We start from the raw sequence: 17,029 nt of genomic DNA, 5'->3' as shown, positions 1-17,029 counted from the left end.
TGCCGGCCATGGACGGATTGATGAAGGGCAAGCGTGGGCTTGTCATGGGTGTGGCCAACGATCATTCGATTGCTTGGGGCATCGCCCGGAAATTGTCCGAACATGGGGCGGAACTCGCCTTCACCTATCAGGGCGAGGCTTTCGGCCGCCGCGTCAAGCCGCTCGCCGACAAGCTCGGCGCTTCGCTGGTCGTTCCCTGCGACGTCGAGGACAGCGCTTCGGTCGCCGCCACGTTCGAGACGCTCGGCAAGGCGTGGGGCGGACTGGACTTCGTCGTCCATGCCATCGGCTTTTCAGACAAGAACGAATTGAAAGGCCTCTATGCCGACACCAGCCGGGACAATTTCGTCCGCACCATGGTGATCTCCTGCTATTCCTTCACCGAAGTGGCGCGCAACGCCGCGCCGCTGATGACTGCCGGCGGCTCGATGATCACGCTGACTTATGCCGGCTCGGTCCGCGTCATGCCGAACTACAATGTCATGGGGGTCGCCAAGGCTGGGCTCGAGGCCAGCGTGCGCTACCTCGCCAACGACTACGGCCCACGCGGCATCCGGGTCAACGGCATCTCGGCCGGTCCGGTGCGCACACTGGCCGGCGCCGGCATTTCTGACGCGCGCCACATGTTCTCCTACCAGCAGCGCAACTCGCCGTTGCGCCGGACGGTGACGATCGACGAGGTCGGCGGCTCCTCGCTCTATCTCCTGTCCGACCTTGCGTCCGGTGTCACCGGCGAGATCCACTATGTCGATTCCGGCTATCATATCGTCTCGATGCCGACACTCGATGAGTTGAAGCAGACGGATGGCGGGCGTGACTGAAGCGTCCCCAAGTGGGGTCCTTTGCCAGTAAAGAAAATAATCCTCTCCAGTAAAATTGGAATCATTCGCGGAAACTCATTTTAAGAGGATTTCCGCTATAGAGCTCCCCATCTGGGGACCTTCATGCCTGGCATCAGCAACCCGAAGCGAACACCCGTGTTCCGACTGCTCACGATAGCAAGTTCGGGCATTGGCAGTTTCGTCCTCGGCATCTGGGGCCTGAAGCACGGCCTCGGCGACGGGTTTGCCGGCATATCGGCTGATATGATGGTCTCGGTGATGGCCGCGCTTTGCGCGCTGGCGGCATCGGTGGCGGCAATGTCCTTCTTCGCCGGCATCGATGAATCGGCCGATTTCGTCTTCAACGAAACCCATTTCGACAAGCTGACCGGACTGCTGGCGCGCTCGGCCATGGTCGGCAAGATCGCCGAGGCGGCATGCGCGACAAGCCGCACCGGGGAACCGGTGTTCCTGATCGACATCGACATTGACCGGTTCAAGCAGATCAACGACGCTATCGGCTACACCCAGGGCGATGAACTGATCCGCGCCTTCACCAGGCGGCTGCACGACTGCGTGCCCGCGCGCGCCCTAATCGGCCGCATCGGGGCCGGCGAGTTCGCGGTGCTGCTCCCGGACCATCTGATCCGGGGAACCCTGGAAAGCATGGTCGAGAGGCTCATCGACGAGATGATGGAGCCGTATGAACTCGGCAGTCATCAGCAATCGGTGAGCCTGTCGGTCGGCATCGTGGCGATGCCCAAGGACGGTATCGATCCGGTCCTTATCCTGCGGCGCTCCAACCTGGCGCTGCAGAATGCGCGTGCCAGAGGGGTTGGCAACTGGTCGGTCTTCGACAGCGAGATGGGACGCGTGGCCGACCATCGCCAATGGGTCGAATCCGAGCTGCATAGCGCCTTTGAACGCGGCGATTTCGACCTGCACTATCAGCCGCAGCTCGACCTCCCGACTGGCCGCATCGTCGGCTACGAGGCATTGATCCGCTGGAAGCATCCCGAACGCGGCATGATCCCGCCGATGGAGTTCATCCAGATCGCCGAGGAGACCGGCATGATCAACCCGATCGGCGAATGGGTTCTGCGCAAGGCCTGCAGCGATGCCCGCCATCTGCCTGACGACTGTTTCGTCGCCGTCAACATCTCGCCGGTCCAGTTCATGACCAAGGACTTCGTCGGCATTGTGCGCGACACGATGCGGGCCACCGGCATCAAGCCGTCACGGCTGGAACTGGAAGTCACCGAGACGGCGATGATGCAGGACCGCGACCGCGCGGCCATCATCTTGAAAGAACTTGCCGAGATGGGAATCTCGGTCGCCGTCGATGATTTCGGCACCGGCTATTCCAATCTCAGCTATCTGATCGACTTCTCATTCGGCAAGCTGAAGATCGATCGTTCCTTCGTCAGCCGCATCGATACGGATGCCAGCTCCGGCGCGGTCGTGTCGACCATTGTCGGGCTGTCGCGGGCGCTCGGCGTCAGCATCATCGCCGAAGGCGTCGAGACCGAAAGCCAGGCGACGCTGCTGCGGGCCGCCGGCTGCGAGGTGGTGCAAGGCTACCTGTTCGGCCGGCCAGCACCGCTCAAGATCAGCGTTGGCGACGGGCATGTCGCCGACGACATGAGGCGCGTCGCCAACCTGCATTGATAACCCGCCGCTCCGCATTACCTGCGCGCGGCAAACACCTTGAACATGCCGTCGCGGGCAAGCTCCGCATGACTGGCAAAGGCGGCCGACAGCACCGGCTCGTAAGGAAGCTGCCGGTTGGCGACCATGAACAGGCGTCCACCGGGCTTCAAGGCCTTGGCTGCCGCGCGGATCATGCCGGCACCAATCTCCGGCTCCGCCGCACGGCTGCGATGGAAGGGCGGGTTCATGGCGATGACGTCGTAACGGCGCTCGACAGGCTCGGCGAGCAGATCCATCCAGAAGAAGCCCTGCGCCACGGTGTTGCCGAGATTGCCCCTGGCCGCCTCCAGCGCATCGAAATCGGCCTCGTAAAGGTCGAGGGCCGACAAGCCCGGCGAGCGGGCAGCCATCTCCGCCGCCACGTAGCCCCAGCCGGCGCAGAAATCGGCCGCACTGCCACGCAGATCGCCGGGCAAGTTCTCGACCAGCAGTTTCGAACCGGCATCGACGCGATCGAAGGAGAACATGCCGGGTGCGGTGTGGAACCGCTCGCCAACCAGCAAGGCGGGATTGGCAGCGCGTAGCGCGGCGGCGGCTTGCGTGTCGGCCGGGCGGCGCAGCCAGAAGGCAATGCCGTGATATTTCGGCATGTGGCCATCAAGCGGCGCAAGATCGCCGACGCGCTTGCGCAGGCTGGCGATGCCATCCTCCTTGCCACCGGCAATGACGATCAATCCACCCTCGTCCACGCGCTCGAAAGCCTCGGCGATGCGCAGTTCGTTCTGACCGCGATGGCGGCCGGCGAGCACGAGCGCGGCATCAAAACGGTCGCCGGTCGATTGCGGCGTGACTGTGAAGCCCGCCGCCTGCAACGCACGGAAATACGGCCGGAAGCCCTGTACGAGATTGAGCGTAGCCTCGAAAGCCGGCGGCAAGCGCAGGCCAGGTTCGGCGCCAATGAAGAGGATGTGCTCGCCCTTGCGCGGTGGGGAAAGAGCCTCGGCAGCGAACGGATGAAAAAGCGTCTTCAGCGCTTCAGCGGACATAGCCGTGCTCCATAAACAAAAACGGGCGCGACCTAAGCCGCGCCCGCCTCATTTGCCGTCAGATCGCTCAGGCGGCGTCTTCTTCGCCTTCTGTCTTCTTCTCGCGCGCGATTTCCTTGCCGGTGGCCTGGTCGACGACTTTCATCGACAGGCGGACCTTGCCGCGCTCGTCGAAGCCCATCAGCTTGACCCACACCTTGTCGCCTTCCTTGACGACGTCCGAGGTCTTGGCGACCCGGTCGTTGGCAAGCTGCGAGATGTGGACGAGGCCGTCACGCGGACCGAAGAAGTTGACGAAGGCGCCGAAGTCGGCGGTCTTGACGACCGTGCCTTCATAGATTTCGCCGACTTCCGGCTCGGCAACGATAGTGTGAATCCACTTCTTCGCCGCCTCGATCTCCTTGGCGTTCGAGGAAGCGATCTTGACCGTGCCGTCGTCCTCGATGTTGATCTTGGCGCCGGTCTTCTCGACGATCTCGCGGATGACCTTGCCGCCCGAACCGATGACGTCGCGGATCTTGTCGGTCGGGATGTGCATGACCTCGATGCGCGGCGCGAACTCGCCGAGTTCGGGGCGGGCGCCGGTCAGAGCATGGGCCATCTCGCCGAGGATATGCAGGCGGCCGTCCTTGGCCTGGCCGAGGGCGATCTTCATGATCTCTTCGGTGATGCCATCGATCTTGATGTCCATCTGCAGCGAGGTGATGCCGCCTTCGGTGCCGGCAACCTTGAAGTCCATGTCGCCGAGATGATCCTCGTCGCCAAGGATATCGGAGAGCACGGCGAAGCGCTCGCCTTCCTTGATCAGGCCCATGGCGATGCCGGCAACCGGCTTGGCCAGCGGCACGCCGGCATCCATCAGCGCCAGCGAGGTACCGCAGACGGTAGCCATCGACGACGAACCGTTGGACTCGGTGATCTCCGAGACGACGCGCAGCGTGTAGGGGAACTGGTCAGCGCTCGGCAGCATTGGACGGATGGCGCGCCAGGCGAGCTTGCCGTGACCGATTTCGCGGCGGCCGGGCGACCCCATGCGGCCGGTCTCACCGACTGAGTAGGGAGGGAAGTTGTAGTGAAGGAGGAACTTCTCTTTGTACATGCCGGTCAAGGAATCGACATACTGCTCGTCCTCGCCGGTGCCGAGCGTGGCAACGACCAGCGCCTGGGTCTCGCCCCGGGTGAACAGCGCCGAGCCGTGGGTGCGCGGCAGGACGCCGACTTCGGAGACGATCTTGCGCACGGTCTTGAGGTCGCGGCCATCGATGCGCGAGCCGGTGTCGAGAATGTTCCAGCGCACGACCTTGGCCTGGAGCTCCTTGAACACCGAGCCGATCTGTTCGGAGGTGTACTTGGCGTCTTCGCCTTCGGCGGGGGCAAACGCTGCCTTGACCTTCGCCTTGACGGCGTCGACGGCGGCATAACGCTTCTGCTTGTCGACGTTCTTGTAGGCATCGCTGAGCTCGTCGCCGACGATCTTCAGCATCGCGGCCTCAAGCGCGGAATAATCCGGCGCGGTGAAGTCGCGCGGCTCCTTGGCGGCAACTTCGGCCAGCTTGATGATGGCGTCGATGACCGGCTGGAAACCCTTGTGGCCGAACATGACGGCGCCGAGCATCAGCTCTTCGCCAAGTTCCCTGGCTTCCGACTCGACCATCAGCACGGCGTCGGCGGTGCCGGCGACAACGAGGTCGAGCTTGGATTCCTGCATCTCGTCGACATGCGGGTTCAGCACATATTCGCCGTTGATGTAACCGACGCGGGCGCCGCCGACCGGGCCCATGAAAGGAACGCCGGAGAGCGTCAGAGCGGCCGAGGTGGCAACAATCGACAGGATGTCCGGATCGTTTTCGAGGTCATGCTGGACGACGGTGACGACGATCTGGGTGTCGTTCTTGTAACCGGCGGCGAAGAGCGGGCGGATCGGGCGGTCGATGAGTCGGGAAACCAGCGTTTCCTTTTCGCTCGGACGGCCTTCCCGCTTGAAATAGCCGCCCGGGATCTTGCCGGCGGCATAGGTCTTTTCCTGGTAGTTGACGGTCAGCGGAAAGAAGTCGAGGCCGGGCTTCGGCTCCTTCATCGAAACGACGGTGGCGAGAACCTTGGTCTCGCCGTAGGTGGCGAGCACCGCGCCGTCAGCCTGGCGCGCGATCTTGCCGGTTTCCAGGATGAGCGGACGGCCGCCCCATTCGATTTCTACTTTGTGGTGATTGAACATGTCTTGTCCTTAATAAGCGGAAAGGGGCGCGCCGTTTCACGGTGCGCGGATGCCCTTTCCCTGGCTTCCTTTCTCGGGCAGCCACGGGCAAGACAACGGGAAGCTCGGATGATTTAAGCGCGACGAGCGCGCACGAGCGTCCTGCAATCCTGCCCCATGACCGTCCATGGGCGGTTTCGAGTGGCCCTCTGCACGCTCGAAACCGGGTCTGGCCAGCCGATACGACTGGCAGAATGCGTGACCGGCGGACTTCCCTGGGAAAGTCCGCCGGTCAATTCGTCAACGGCGCAGACCGAGCTTCTCGATCAGTGTCTGATAGCGCGTGTCGTCCTTACGCTTGAGATAATCAAGCAGGCTGCGGCGCTGGGACACGAGAGCGAGCAGACCACGGCGGGAATGGTTATCCTTCTTGTGGTCCTTGAAATGGTCGGTCAGGTTCTTGATGCGCTCGGAAAGGATGGCTACCTGGACTTCCGGAGAACCGGTATCGCCCTTGGCGGTTGCGAATTCACCCATCAATTCCTGTTTGCGCTCGGCAGTAATCGACATCGTGTTTTTCCTTATCTGTTTGAGGAAACGGGTCGCCCACAGCCGGGATGTCGTCCAGCAGGGGCCGTGCATGCAAGGCGTCAAGGCGCTATGCTGCGGCGCATATAGTGCAATTTCCCGAAAAACACCAGCCCAATTCACAAGCCGGCTTTTGACGCTCAAATGGCAGGTTTAATCCCAGTCAAAGCCATTTCTTCCATTTGAAGAATGCAATCAGCCCGACAGCGACGGCAGCCATGAACAGCAGCGACAACGGATATCCGTAGTACGCCTTCAGCTCCGGCATGTTCCATGGCGAGCTCGCGGGGTCGAAATTCATGCCCCAGATGCCAACCAGGAAGGTGAGTGGCATGAAGATGACCGAGACGATGGTGAGATAGGAGATGACGTCGTTGGTGCGGGCCTGGCTCAGCGACAGGTGCATTTCGATCAGGCCGGTCAGCATGTCGCGCTGGGTCTCGACCAGTTCAATCAGCCTGAGCGAATGGTCGAGCGTGTCGTTGAGGAAGACCTTGGTCTCGGCTCCGACATAGGCCACGTTGTTACGGATCAGGGTGGCCAGCGCATCGCGCATGGGCCACAGCACGCCTTTCAGGACGTTGGCATCGCGCCGCAATTCGTGCAACTGCCGCATTTGGTGCTTGTGCGTCGAATGCAACATCTGGTCCTCGATGCTGTCGACAAGGTCGCCGGCAGCCTCGATCGGCGGAAAATAGCTGTCGACGATGGCGTCGATCAGCGCGTAGGCGAGATAGTCGGCGCCGCGTGTGCGCAACCGGTTGGGCGCCGAGCTCTCGATGCGCTTGCGCACTGGATTAAACGGATCGCCCTCGCGTTCCTGGAAGGTGACGACGAAGTTCTCGCCGAGGAAGAGAGCGATCTGTTCGTAGCGATGCGACGTGACATCGTCGATCATGCGCATGACGACGAAGGCGTGATCCTCGAAGAAGTCGACTTTCGGCCGCTGGCCGGTATTGACGACATCCTCCAGCGCCAGCGGATGAAGGCTGAAGATGCGGCCGATCTCCTCGATCAACTGGATGTTGGCGAGGCCGGTGCAGTCAAGCCAGATGACCGGCCATTTCCGGCAATTGGCCCCGACATCGTCGATGCTGGCATTGTCGATCGTCTTGAACTTCTGCGGCGAGATCAGGGTCAGCCGCAATTCGGAGCGCCGCGCCGCTGGATCGGCGATCAATGTGCCCGGCGAGGCGCCGACAGGCGGCCGCCTCGTCTTCACCGGCGCGCGCTTCTTGACCGTGTCAGCCTTTGCCATGGAGCCCCCTGCCGCGATGTCGCACCGACATTAGATGTGTGGCATCACCCGGCAAAGACCCGCTTGGGCTTGAACATGCCTTGCTCGATGGCGCCGATGGCGACCAGCTTGCCACGTGACGTCGCGCAGGCCTCTTCCGCCTCCACTGGTGCGTCACGGCCACGGATGATGACCGGATTGCCGAGGCGGATCTTTGTCGCCGCGTCATCGCTGATGGCGATCTGCGGCAGACAGTCGAGCGCCGCTGACGTGTCGACGAGAAGCCCGTCAATGGCGCCGAAGTCGATCGGCACTTCCACCGCGCCAGCAGAATCTGCTTCTGGGTCCGATTTGTCCTCGCCTTGCGCGCCGAAGCGGGCGGCCTCGAGTTCGGCGATGGTGACGAAGTCCTCCGGCGTGAACGGCTCAACCTCGACCCGGCGCAGCTCGCTGATATGGCCGAAGCAGCCGAGGTCGCGGCCCATGTCGCGGGCCAGCGAACGCACATACGTGCCCTTGCCGCATTCGACTTCGAAAATCGTCTGGTCCGGCTTATGCTCGACAATATCGAGCCGGCCTATCTCGATCTCGCGCGCGGGTATGTCGACCGTCCCGCCTTCGCGGGCGAGGTCGTAGGCGCGCTCGCCCGCAATCTTGATGGCCGAGAATTGCGGCGGCGTCTGCATGATGACGCCGGTGTATTTCGGCAGCAGCGCCCGCACCTCGGCTTCCGCCGGACGCAGCTCGGAGCTCTTCGTCACCGGCCCTTCAAGATCGTCGGTGGAACGCTCATCGCCCCAGGCAACGGTGAAACGATAGACCTTGGCGCCATCCTGCACGTAGGGCACGGTCTTGGTGGCTTCGCCGAGCGCGATCGGCAGCATGCCGGAGGCAAGAGGGTCGAGCGTGCCGGCATGGCCGGCCTTTTCGGCCTGGAACAGCCATTTGATCTTGGACACGGCCTCGGTCGAGCCCATACCGACCGGCTTGTCCAGGACCACCCAGCCGGAGACCGGCCGGCCCTTTTTCTTGCCGCGACGCGCCATTATTCTTCTTCCTTATTGTCGTCGCTATCCAGATCGCGCGCCACTTCGGGCGATTTCAGCAGATCGTTGATCCTGGCGAAATTGTCGAAGGACGTATCCAGCCGGAAGCGGAATTCCGGCATGTACTTCATCTGCCTGAGCGCGCCGGAGACGCGGCCGCGCACGAACTTGGCATGCTTGTTCAGCGCCTCGATCACCGCGTCGGCGTCCTTGGCGCCGAGCGGAGAAACAAAGGCGGTGGCGATCTTGAGATCGGGCGACATGCGCACTTCGGAGACCGAAACAACCGAGTTTTCAATCAACGGGTCGATGATCTCGCCACGCTGCAGAGTTTCGGAGAGCGCATGGCGCACCTGCTCGCCGACGCGCAGCATGCGCTGGGATGGACTTGATGTCGTGGAACGGGGCATTTTTCTCAATCCTGAAAGCGTGAGGCGCGGGATGGGACCGTGCCGCATGTCTCAAACGGTCATTCTCAATAGCACTGAGGCGGCGGTCTTTCGACCACCGCCCGGTATCGACGAGCCACTCGAACTCAGAGTGTGCGGGTCACCATCTCGACGCGGAAGCACTCGATGACGTCGCCGACGCGCATGTCCTCGTAGTTCTGGAAGGCCATACCGCACTCCTGGCCGCCAGGGACTTCCGAAACCTCGTCCTTGAAGCGCTTCAGGGTCTTCAGCGTGCCTTCGTGGATGACGACGTTGTCGCGGATCAGGCGTACGCCCGCGCCACGTTCGACCTTGCCTTCGGTGACACGGCAGCCGGCGATCTTGCCGACCTTGGTGATGTCGAAGATTTCGAGGATCTCGGCATTACCGATGAAGGTCTCGCGACGCTCCGGCGACAACAGGCCCGACAGAGCCGCTTTCACATCATCCACCAGGTTGTAGATGATCGAGTAGTAGCGGATCTCGATGCCCGCGGCCGCGGCCGCGGCACGCGCCTGCACATTGGCGCGCACGTTGAAGCCGATGATCGCCGCGCCCGATGTTTCCGCCAGCGAGACGTCGCTTTCGGTGATGGCGCCGGCGCCGGAATGAACGATGCGCGCACGCACTTCATCGGTGCCGAGCTTGTCCAGGGCAGCATTGATCGCTTCGATCGAACCCTGCACGTCGCCCTTGATGACCAGCGGGAATTCCTTCAACCCGCTCGTCTGCAGCTGCGACATCATCTGTTCGAGCGAGCCGCGCTGGCCGGCATGCCTGGCCACCGCCTTCTCGCGCGCCAGACGCTGGCGATATTCGGTGATCTCGCGGGCACGGGCTTCGTTGTTGACCACGGCGAAGCGGTCGCCGGCCTGCGGGGTTCCCTGAAGGCCGAGCACCTCGACCGGCATTGCCGGCGGCGCTTCCTTGATCTGATCGCCGCGATCGTTGACCAGCGCGCGCACGCGACCCCATTCGTTGCCGGCGACAAGGATGTCGCCCGGCATCAAGGTGCCGGTCTGCACCAGCACGGTGGCGACGGGACCACGGCCCTTGTCGAGCTGCGCTTCGATGACGACACCCTCGGCGGTGCGGTCGGGGTTGGCCTTGAGGTCGAGGATTTCGGCCTGCAGCAGGATCGCTTCGAGCAACTTGTCGAGATTGGTGCCCTTGGTCGCCGACACCTCGACGTCCAGCACTTCACCGCCCATCGATTCGACGAAGACTTCATGACGCAAGAGTTCCGAGCGCACTTTCTGCGGATCGGCATCATGCTTGTCGATCTTGTTGATCGCCACGATGATCGGAACGCCGGCAGCCTTGGCATGGCTGATCGATTCGATCGTCTGCGGCATGACGCTGTCGTCGGCCGCCACCACCAGGATGGCGATGTCGGTGGCCTGGGCGCCACGGGCGCGCATCGCCGTGAAAGCGGCGTGGCCGGGCGTGTCGATGAAGGTGATCTTCTGACCGTTCTTCTCGACCTGATAGGCGCCGATATGCTGGGTGATGCCGCCGGCCTCGCCGGAAACGACATTGGCGTTGCGGATCGCATCGAGCAGCGACGTCTTGCCGTGGTCGACGTGGCCCATGATGGTGACGACCGGCGGACGCGACACGAGGTCTTCCGGACGATCGGCGATGTTGAACAGGCCTTCCTCGATATCGGACTCGGCGACGCGGCGGACCGTGTGGCCGAATTCGGTAGCCACCAGCTCGGCCGTATCGGCGTCGATGACATCGCCCGGCTTCAGAATCTGGCCCTGCTTCATGAAGTACTTGACGAGGTCGACAGCACGCTCGGACATGCGCTGCGCCAATTCCTGGATGGTGATGGTTTCGGGCAGGATCACTTCGCGCATGACCTTCTCGCGCGGCTCATTGTGCATCGCGCGCTTGAATTTTTCCTGGCGGCGACGCATCGACGACAGCGAACGGGCCCGCGCGTCCTCGTCGGACAACGCGGAATTCAGTGTCAGCTTGCCACGGCGGCGATCTTCCTCGCTCTTGGTGGGTTTGGCCGGGCGTGCCACTTCGGGCGTGACCAGGCGGCGCACCGGTGCACCGGCGGTCGCCCGCTTCGGCTTGGCCCCTTCCTCCTCGTCGGCGGTCGCCAACTCAGCGGCTTGCGGTGCGCGGCGGCGTGCTTCTTCCTCGGCGCGACGGCGCGATTCGGCCTCGGTCTGCAACCGGGCCTCTTCCTCGGCCTGGCGGCGTGCGGAGTCCTCGCGTTCGCGCTTGCGGCGCTCTTCGTCCTCGGCGCGGCGCTTGGCCTCGTCGGCTGCGCGCTGACGGTCTTCGACCTCGCGGACCTTCGAGCCCTCGAGCGCCCTGCGGCGCGCTTCCATTTCGCTGCGCGACAGTTCGTTCAGCACCATGCCGCTGCGCTCGACCGGAGGCGGCGGCGGGGGCGGTGCCTTGGGCGCTTCCTGCACGACAGGTGCCGCCACGACTGCCGGCTTCGGCGTGAAGACGGGCGCAGACGCAGGCGGAGCCGCAGCCGGCTCCGGCTTATCGCCGGGCAGCGAGAACTTGCGCTTCTTGGTCTCGACCACGACCGACTTGGTACGGCCGTGCGAGAAGTTCTGGCGCACAGTGCCCTGTTCCATGCCGGGGCGCTTCAGCGTCAAGGTCTTCTTCGGTGTAACACTCAACGTCTTGTCGTCGCCCGATTTCGTATCGCTCATTCCATATCCTCTGCGGCATCATCTTCGTCAGCAACGGCCGCAAGCATTGCAAGATCGTCCGGGGTTCCGCCCCGATATCGGTCGAGCGCAACCATGCGCTTCTGGACCGCCTTACCCGCGTCTCCCGCGAGGACGGCAGCATGTATCACATTTGTACCCCCCAATGCCAAGCTCAACTCGGCCTCGGAGAAAAGTTTGTAGGCAAGGATGGAAGGGCCGCCGATATGGACGGTCGCCCGCCGCGCCTGACTGATCTTGCGTACGCCATCGTCGGACGCTTCGGTGGCGTGGAGCACGAAAAGCGCTAGCCCACCGCGCACCGCGCTCTCGACTTTGGTAGCACCGAGCGAAATCGCGCCTGCCTTGCGGGCAAGGCCCAGCATGCCCAGAGCGGATCTGGAGAGCAACCCGTCGACCATGCCACCGAGATCGGGCGGCACGACCACCTGTGCCTTAAAGGCGCGGGCAAAAAGGTTCTTGGCCGCCGCTTTCTCGATATGTAGGCGGTCGGCACTCACCCAGCAACCACGGCCGGGTAGATTTCTCTTGAGATCGGGAACGACGGCCGAATCCGGGCCGACGACGAACCGGATCAGTTCATCCGGTTCGGCCTGTTTTCGGGTGACGATGCAGGTGCGATCGTTCATCTCGTCCAAGGGCGGGTTGTGTGCGATGCGGTTTCACCTCACGCACCAACGGCTTCGTCAGCCGTTTCTTCTTCGGCCGCAAGCTCGTCTTCGGTGATCCAGCCGGCCTTGAGGCGAGCGGCCAGAACCATCTGCTCGGCATCGGCGCGCGAAACGCCGTGATTGGCCAGCACGCCGGGATAGACCTTGGTCTCGCCGTCCTTGCGTTCCTTCCAGCCGGTGAGGTCGTCGGCGGCATAGCCGGCGAAATCCTCGATCGTCTTCACGCCGTCCTCGCCGAGCGTCACCATCATGGCGGTGGTGACCCCGGGGATTTCGCGCAGATCATCCGAAACGCCCAGCGCCTTGCGCTTCTCGTCGTGCTCGGCCTCAATCTTCTCCAGATACTCGCGGGCGCGGGTCTGGATTTCAGAGGCGGTATCCTCATCGAAACCGTCGATCGAGGCGATCTCGCCGGCATCGACATAGGCGACTTCCTCGACGCTGGTGAAGCCTTCGGAAGCCAGCACCTGGCCGACCATCTCGTCGACATCGAGCGCTTCCATGAACAGCGCCGAGCGCTCGACGAATTCCTTCTGACGGCGCTCGGATTCCTCGGCCTCGGTCAGAATGTCGATGTCCCAGCCGGTGAGCTGCGAGGCAAGGCGCACGTTCTGGCCGCGGCGGCCGATGGCCAGCGACAGCTGATCGTCGGGAACCACCACTTCGATGCGCTCCGCATCCTCGTCGAGCACGACTTTGGCGACTTCCGCCGGCTGCAATGCGTTGACGATGAAGGAGGCGGCCGAAGGCGACCACGGAATGATGTCGATCTTCTCGCCCTGCAATTCGCCGACGACGGCTTGGACGCGGCTGCCGCGCATACCGACGCAGGCGCCGACCGGGTCGATCGAGCTATCACGCGAGATGACGGCGATCTTGGCGCGCGAGCCCGGGTCGCGGGCGACCGACTTGATCTCGATGATGCCGTCATAGATCTCCGGCACTTCCATGGTGAAGAGCTTGGCCATGAACTGCGGATGGGTGCGCGACAGGAAGATCTGCGGGCCGCGCTGCTCGCGGCGCACGTCGTAGACATAGGCACGGACGCGATCGCCGTATTTGTAGTTTTCGCGTGGGATCAGCTCGTCGCGGCGGATGATCGCCTCGCCACGGCCGAGATCGACGATGACGTTGCCGTACTCGACGCGCTTGACGGTGCCGTTGACGATCTCACCGATACGGTCCTTGTACTCATCATACTGGCGGTCGCGTTCGGCCTCGCGCACCTTCTGCACGATGACCTGCTTGGCCGACTGGGCGGCGATACGGCCGAAATCCATCGGCGGCAGCTGTTCGGCGATGAAATCGCCGAGCTGGGCATCGGGATTACGCTCACGGGCCGAGGAAATGGCGATCTGGGTGGCGTAGTCGTCCACTTTCTCGACCACCTCCATCAGCCGCTGCAGCTTCATCTCGCCGGTGTTCGGGTTGATGTCGGCGCGGATGTTGGTCTCCTGGCCATAACGCGAGCGTGCCGCCTTCTGGATCGCATCGGCCATGGCGGCGATGACGATCGACTTGTCGATCGACTTTTCACGCGCGACCGCATCGGCAATCTGCAGCAGTTCAAGTCTGTTGGCGCTTACAACCATGTTCTTTCTCCCGAGCCTGTTCGCCGGACCTTTGCGCCCGGCAGCTCAATCAAATTTCCTGTTCGTGTTCTTCCGTGGCGTCCGGTTCCGCACCCTCGGACACATCGTCGTCCGGTTCACCGCGGCGTCTCTTGGCTTCCTTGCGCGCCCTGTTGTCCTTCGACAACGCTTCGCGAATGAGGTCGTCGGTCAGGATCAGCCGGACATCGGCAATGGTGTCATAGGGCACGCGCACCGTCGGCTCCTCACCATAGGCCGCCTTGTCGCGCTCGATCAGCACGTCGTTCTCACCGGCCTCGGCGATCTTGCCCTTGAAACGCTTGCGGTCAGCGACGACGACCGATGTCTCCATCTTCACCAGATGACCGGTCCAGGTCACGAAATCCGATTTGCGCACCAAGGGCCGGTCGATGCCGGGCGAGGAAACTTCGAGATGATATGCCTTTTCGATCGGATCATCGACGTCGAGCGCCGGCGACACCGCGCGGCTGACCTCTTCGCAATCCTCGACGGTCATGGTGCCGTCCTCACGCTCGGCCATGATCTGCAGCGTCAGCCCGTTCTGGCCGGACAGATGCACGCGCACGAGGCGAAAACCGATGCCGCGCAGCACCGGCTGGACGATCAGCGCAATGCGCGCATCGATGCCGCTTTCGCGGATGATGCGGTCGTCGCCTTCGCTTGCCGTTGCAGTCATCAATTGCCTGTTGTTCGTTTCGACCTATCGGCAGGTAATAAAAAAGAGCGGGACCGGGTGGACCCACTCTTCGTCATCCCGACCAAGAATTTGAGGTCGATATAAACGATCCGGGCTGGTGTTTCAAGCCCGCAGTGCCGGCCTGTCGTAAGCACATGAATTGTCCGGATTAGGTAGCACATGAGTTGTCCGGTTTTCATCCCCAGCCAATGGAGCTGGGAATGGCACGGACAGCATGGCTACAGGGCCGGAGAATGCAGAAGTTCGGGATGTATTGAGCCGCTGGGATCGCGGCGATTTATCGATGATCCCGGCTCCCGGCAGTTGCCGCAGCCGTTGCCGGTCGGGCGGGCTTACGTCCTGATGAAGGTAAGATAGGCCGGCCGGCGACCCTCGCGAATGGCCTTGGCCTCGTAGCGCGTGCCGGGCCAGCCCTCGTAGGAGCGATGCCAGTCCGCCGCCTCATCCGCCTGCCATGCGAAGGCGCCATGCGCCCGGCAATGCAGCAAGGTCCAGTTCACATAAGTGTCGATATCCGACGCAAAGCGGAATTTCGAGCCCGGCTTCAGGACGCGCGCGAAACGGTCGAGATTGACCGGGCTGACGAAACGCCGCTTCCAGTGCTTCTTCTTCGGCCAGGGATCGGGATAGAGAAGGTCGATGCCGTCGAGCGAGGCCGGCGGCAGCCAGTCAAGCAACTGGGTGGCGTCGTCGTCGTAGACCCTGAGATTGGCCAGCGGCGCTGCCCGCACCGCCATCATCATCTTGGCCATGCCGTTGACGAAGGGTTCTACGCCGATGAAGCCGATCGTCGGCGCCTCGGTCGCGCGGTGCAGAAGATGTTCACCGCCACCAAAGCCGATCTCGAGCCGAACCTCCGAAACCTCAGTTTTGAACAAGGTTCGCAATTCCGACGGCGCTTCAGCCGTCAGATCGAGCCGGTAGGCGCCGAGGCCGCTTTCCAGGGCCGCCGCCTGCTGCGGACGAACGGGCTTGCCGCGCCGACGGCCGAAGAAGGCTTCGGTCGTACGGCTTGGCCTGTCTTGCTGGCTCATCTGGGTCGCGTGGTCTGTCGTGGCGATCAGGCCGCGACAGCATCCTTGAGCGCCTTGGCGAGATCTGTCTTTTCCCAGGAGAAAGATCCGTCACGGCCGGCCTTGCGGCCGAAATGGCCATAAGACGACGTCTTGGCGTAGATCGGCTTGTTGAGATCGAGATGACGGCGAATGCCTGACGGCGACAGGTCCATCACGGTGCGCAGCGCGTCCTCGAGCTTTGCCTCATCGACCTTGCCGGTGCCGTGCAGGTCGACATAGACCGACAGCGGCTGGGCGACGCCGATGGCATAGGAAAGCTGGATGGTGCAGCGGTCGGCGAGCTTCGCCGCCACGACGTTCTTGGCCAGGTAGCGCGCCGCATAGGCGGCCGACCGGTCGACCTTGGTGGTGTCCTTGCCGGAGAAGGCGCCGCCGCCATGAGGAGCCGCGCCGCCATAGGTGTCGACGATGATCTTGCGGCCGGTCAGGCCGGCATCGCCGTCCGGACCGCCAATGACGAACTTGCCGGTCGGGTTGATGTACCACATGCAGTCGTCAGCGATCTTGAGGTCACCCAATGCCTCGCGGATATAGGGTTCCACGACCTTGCGGACCTTCTTGGAATCCCAGCTCGAATCGAGATGCTGGGTCGACAGCACGATCTGTGTCGCCTCCGCGGCCTTGCCGTCGACATAGCGGACTGTGACCTGGCTCTTGGCGTCCGGCCCGAGCTTGCCAGCCTCGCCGTTGTTTTCGTGACGGGCGGCGGCCAGAAGCTCAAGGATCTTGTGGCTGTAGTAGATCGGCGCCGGCATCAGGTCCGGCGTCTCGCGGCAGGCATAGCCGAACATGATGCCCTGGTCGCCGGCACCTTCCTCGCCCTGACGGTCGGCGGCGTTGTCCACGCCCTGGCCGATATCAGGCGACTGGCCATGCAGCAGGACCTCGATCTTGGCCGTCTTCCAGTGGAAGCCGGCCTGCTCGTAGCCGATCTCGCGGATCGCCTTGCGGGCGACGGATTTGAACTTCGCCGGATTGACGACCGGATGGCCCGCGGCGTCCTTGAGGACGTTGCCGGCCTTGTCCTTCTTCAAGAGTGTCTCGGGAACGCGCACCTCGCCGGCGATGACGACACGGTTGGTGGTCGCTAGCGTCTCGCAGGCAACACGGACTTTCCACGGGTCCATGCCGGTCTTCTTGGCTTCACGATAGACCAGATCGACAATTTCGTCGGAGATCCTATCACAGACTTTGTCGGGATGGCCCTCGGCAACGGATTCCGAGGTAAAGAAGTAGTTCTGCCGCGTCACGGGT

14 protein-coding genes are annotated in these 17,029 nt (G+C 63.0%); 2 read left to right on the top strand and 12 right to left on the bottom strand.

Features of this window, described 5'->3' with window-relative positions; genetic code table 11:
• Window positions 1-8: 8 nt before the first annotated feature.
• Both fabI and FJ434_RS05865 read left to right on the top strand, forming a co-directional pair.
• Window positions 9-821: an enoyl-ACP reductase FabI gene (gene fabI, locus FJ434_RS05870; RefSeq protein WP_027142026.1), complete on the top strand. Its 813-nt coding sequence runs from the start codon at window positions 9-11 to the stop codon at window positions 819-821.
• A gap of 123 nt (window positions 822-944) precedes the next feature.
• Window positions 945-2,489 carry a bifunctional diguanylate cyclase/phosphodiesterase gene (locus tag FJ434_RS05865; protein WP_140746525.1) on the top strand — a complete coding sequence of 515 codons (1,545 nt, stop codon included), beginning with the start codon at window positions 945-947 and terminating at the stop codon, window positions 2,487-2,489.
• 17 nt (window positions 2,490-2,506) lie between these two features.
• Here the strand turns inward: FJ434_RS05865 and FJ434_RS05860 are convergent, their stop codons facing one another.
• The 12 genes from FJ434_RS05860 to metK all read right to left on the bottom strand — a co-directional run bounded on the left by FJ434_RS05860 (window position 2,507) and on the right by metK (window position 17,025).
• Entirely contained in the window at window positions 2,507-3,517 is a 1,011-nt protein-coding gene (locus FJ434_RS05860; RefSeq protein ID WP_140746522.1) for a class I SAM-dependent methyltransferase, read from the bottom strand.
• 67 nt (window positions 3,518-3,584) lie between these two features.
• Window positions 3,585-5,732: a polyribonucleotide nucleotidyltransferase gene (gene pnp, locus FJ434_RS05855; protein WP_027142029.1), complete on the bottom strand. Its 2,148-nt coding sequence runs from the start codon at window positions 5,730-5,732 to the stop codon at window positions 3,585-3,587.
• Window positions 5,733-6,011: 279 nt separating this feature from the next.
• Window positions 6,012-6,281 carry a 30S ribosomal protein S15 gene (gene rpsO, locus FJ434_RS05850; RefSeq protein ID WP_027142030.1) on the bottom strand — a complete coding sequence of 90 codons (270 nt, stop codon included), beginning with the start codon at window positions 6,279-6,281 and terminating at the stop codon, window positions 6,012-6,014.
• A 181-nt stretch (window positions 6,282-6,462) separates the two neighbouring features.
• On the bottom strand, window positions 6,463-7,557 hold the full coding sequence (gene corA, locus FJ434_RS05845; RefSeq protein WP_140746519.1) for a magnesium/cobalt transporter CorA: 1,095 nt from the start codon (window positions 7,555-7,557) through the stop codon (window positions 6,463-6,465).
• 44 nt (window positions 7,558-7,601) lie between these two features.
• Window positions 7,602-8,582: a tRNA pseudouridine(55) synthase TruB gene (truB, locus tag FJ434_RS05840; protein ID WP_140507651.1), complete on the bottom strand. Its 981-nt coding sequence runs from the start codon at window positions 8,580-8,582 to the stop codon at window positions 7,602-7,604.
• Window positions 8,582-8,992 (bottom strand): 30S ribosome-binding factor RbfA, encoded by a 411-nt coding sequence (rbfA, locus tag FJ434_RS05835; RefSeq protein WP_027142034.1) that lies wholly within the window; start codon window positions 8,990-8,992, stop codon window positions 8,582-8,584. Before rbfA ends, truB begins: the two co-directional genes overlap by 1 nt.
• Before the next feature lie 125 nt (window positions 8,993-9,117).
• The gene (gene infB / locus FJ434_RS05830) at window positions 9,118-11,700 is read right to left on the bottom strand and encodes a translation initiation factor IF-2 (protein ID WP_140716104.1); all 2,583 of its coding nucleotides are present in this window, start codon (window positions 11,698-11,700) and stop codon (window positions 9,118-9,120) included.
• Entirely contained in the window at window positions 11,697-12,347 is a 651-nt protein-coding gene (locus FJ434_RS05825; protein ID WP_013891268.1) for an RNA-binding protein, read from the bottom strand. The genes infB and FJ434_RS05825 overlap by 4 nt, the downstream gene beginning before the upstream one ends.
• A 38-nt stretch (window positions 12,348-12,385) precedes the next feature.
• Entirely contained in the window at window positions 12,386-13,981 is a 1,596-nt protein-coding gene (gene nusA / locus FJ434_RS05820) for a transcription termination factor NusA (protein WP_027142036.1), read from the bottom strand.
• 49 nt (window positions 13,982-14,030) lie between these two features.
• Window positions 14,031-14,678, bottom strand: coding sequence for a ribosome maturation factor RimP (gene rimP / locus FJ434_RS05815; protein WP_140746516.1), 648 nt, complete (start codon window positions 14,676-14,678; stop codon window positions 14,031-14,033).
• A gap of 353 nt (window positions 14,679-15,031) precedes the next feature.
• Complete coding sequence (locus FJ434_RS05810) at window positions 15,032-15,733, bottom strand: tRNA (guanosine(46)-N(7))-methyltransferase TrmB (protein ID WP_140746512.1); 702 nt, start codon at window positions 15,731-15,733, stop codon at window positions 15,032-15,034.
• Between the two features lie 26 nt (window positions 15,734-15,759).
• Window positions 15,760-17,025 carry a methionine adenosyltransferase gene (metK, locus tag FJ434_RS05805; RefSeq protein WP_140507658.1) on the bottom strand — a complete coding sequence of 422 codons (1,266 nt, stop codon included), beginning with the start codon at window positions 17,023-17,025 and terminating at the stop codon, window positions 15,760-15,762.
• Window positions 17,026-17,029 lie beyond the last annotated feature (4 nt).

Origin of the sequence: Mesorhizobium sp. B2-5-13 (genome assembly GCF_006440535.1) — a bacterium.
Lineage (GTDB): Bacteria > Pseudomonadota > Alphaproteobacteria > Rhizobiales > Rhizobiaceae > Mesorhizobium > Mesorhizobium salmacidum.
This window is presented reverse-complemented; position numbering and strand designations above follow the sequence as displayed.

Bases quoted from the DNA above. Each gene is read 5' to 3' on its own strand.
- fabI (WP_027142026.1), top strand. From the start codon at position 9: ATGGACGGATTGATGAAGGGCAAGCGTGGGCTTGTCATGGGTGTGGCC.
- FJ434_RS05865 (WP_140746525.1), top strand. From the start codon at position 945: ATGCCTGGCATCAGCAACCCGAAGCGAACACCCGTGTTCCGACTGCTC.
- FJ434_RS05860 (WP_140746522.1), bottom strand. From the start codon at position 3,517: ATGTCCGCTGAAGCGCTGAAGACGCTTTTTCATCCGTTCGCTGCCGAG.
- pnp (WP_027142029.1), bottom strand. From the start codon at position 5,732: ATGTTCAATCACCACAAAGTAGAAATCGAATGGGGCGGCCGTCCGCTC.
- rpsO (WP_027142030.1), bottom strand. From the start codon at position 6,281: ATGTCGATTACTGCCGAGCGCAAACAGGAATTGATGGGTGAATTCGCA.
- corA (WP_140746519.1), bottom strand. From the start codon at position 7,557: ATGGCAAAGGCTGACACGGTCAAGAAGCGCGCGCCGGTGAAGACGAGG.
- truB (WP_140507651.1), bottom strand. From the start codon at position 8,582: ATGGCGCGTCGCGGCAAGAAAAAGGGCCGGCCGGTCTCCGGCTGGGTG.
- rbfA (WP_027142034.1), bottom strand. From the start codon at position 8,992: ATGCCCCGTTCCACGACATCAAGTCCATCCCAGCGCATGCTGCGCGTC.
- infB (WP_140716104.1), bottom strand. From the start codon at position 11,700: ATGAGCGATACGAAATCGGGCGACGACAAGACGTTGAGTGTTACACCG.
- FJ434_RS05825 (WP_013891268.1), bottom strand. From the start codon at position 12,347: ATGAACGATCGCACCTGCATCGTCACCCGAAAACAGGCCGAACCGGAT.
- nusA (WP_027142036.1), bottom strand. From the start codon at position 13,981: ATGGTTGTAAGCGCCAACAGACTTGAACTGCTGCAGATTGCCGATGCG.
- rimP (WP_140746516.1), bottom strand. From the start codon at position 14,678: ATGACTGCAACGGCAAGCGAAGGCGACGACCGCATCATCCGCGAAAGC.
- FJ434_RS05810 (WP_140746512.1), bottom strand. From the start codon at position 15,733: ATGAGCCAGCAAGACAGGCCAAGCCGTACGACCGAAGCCTTCTTCGGC.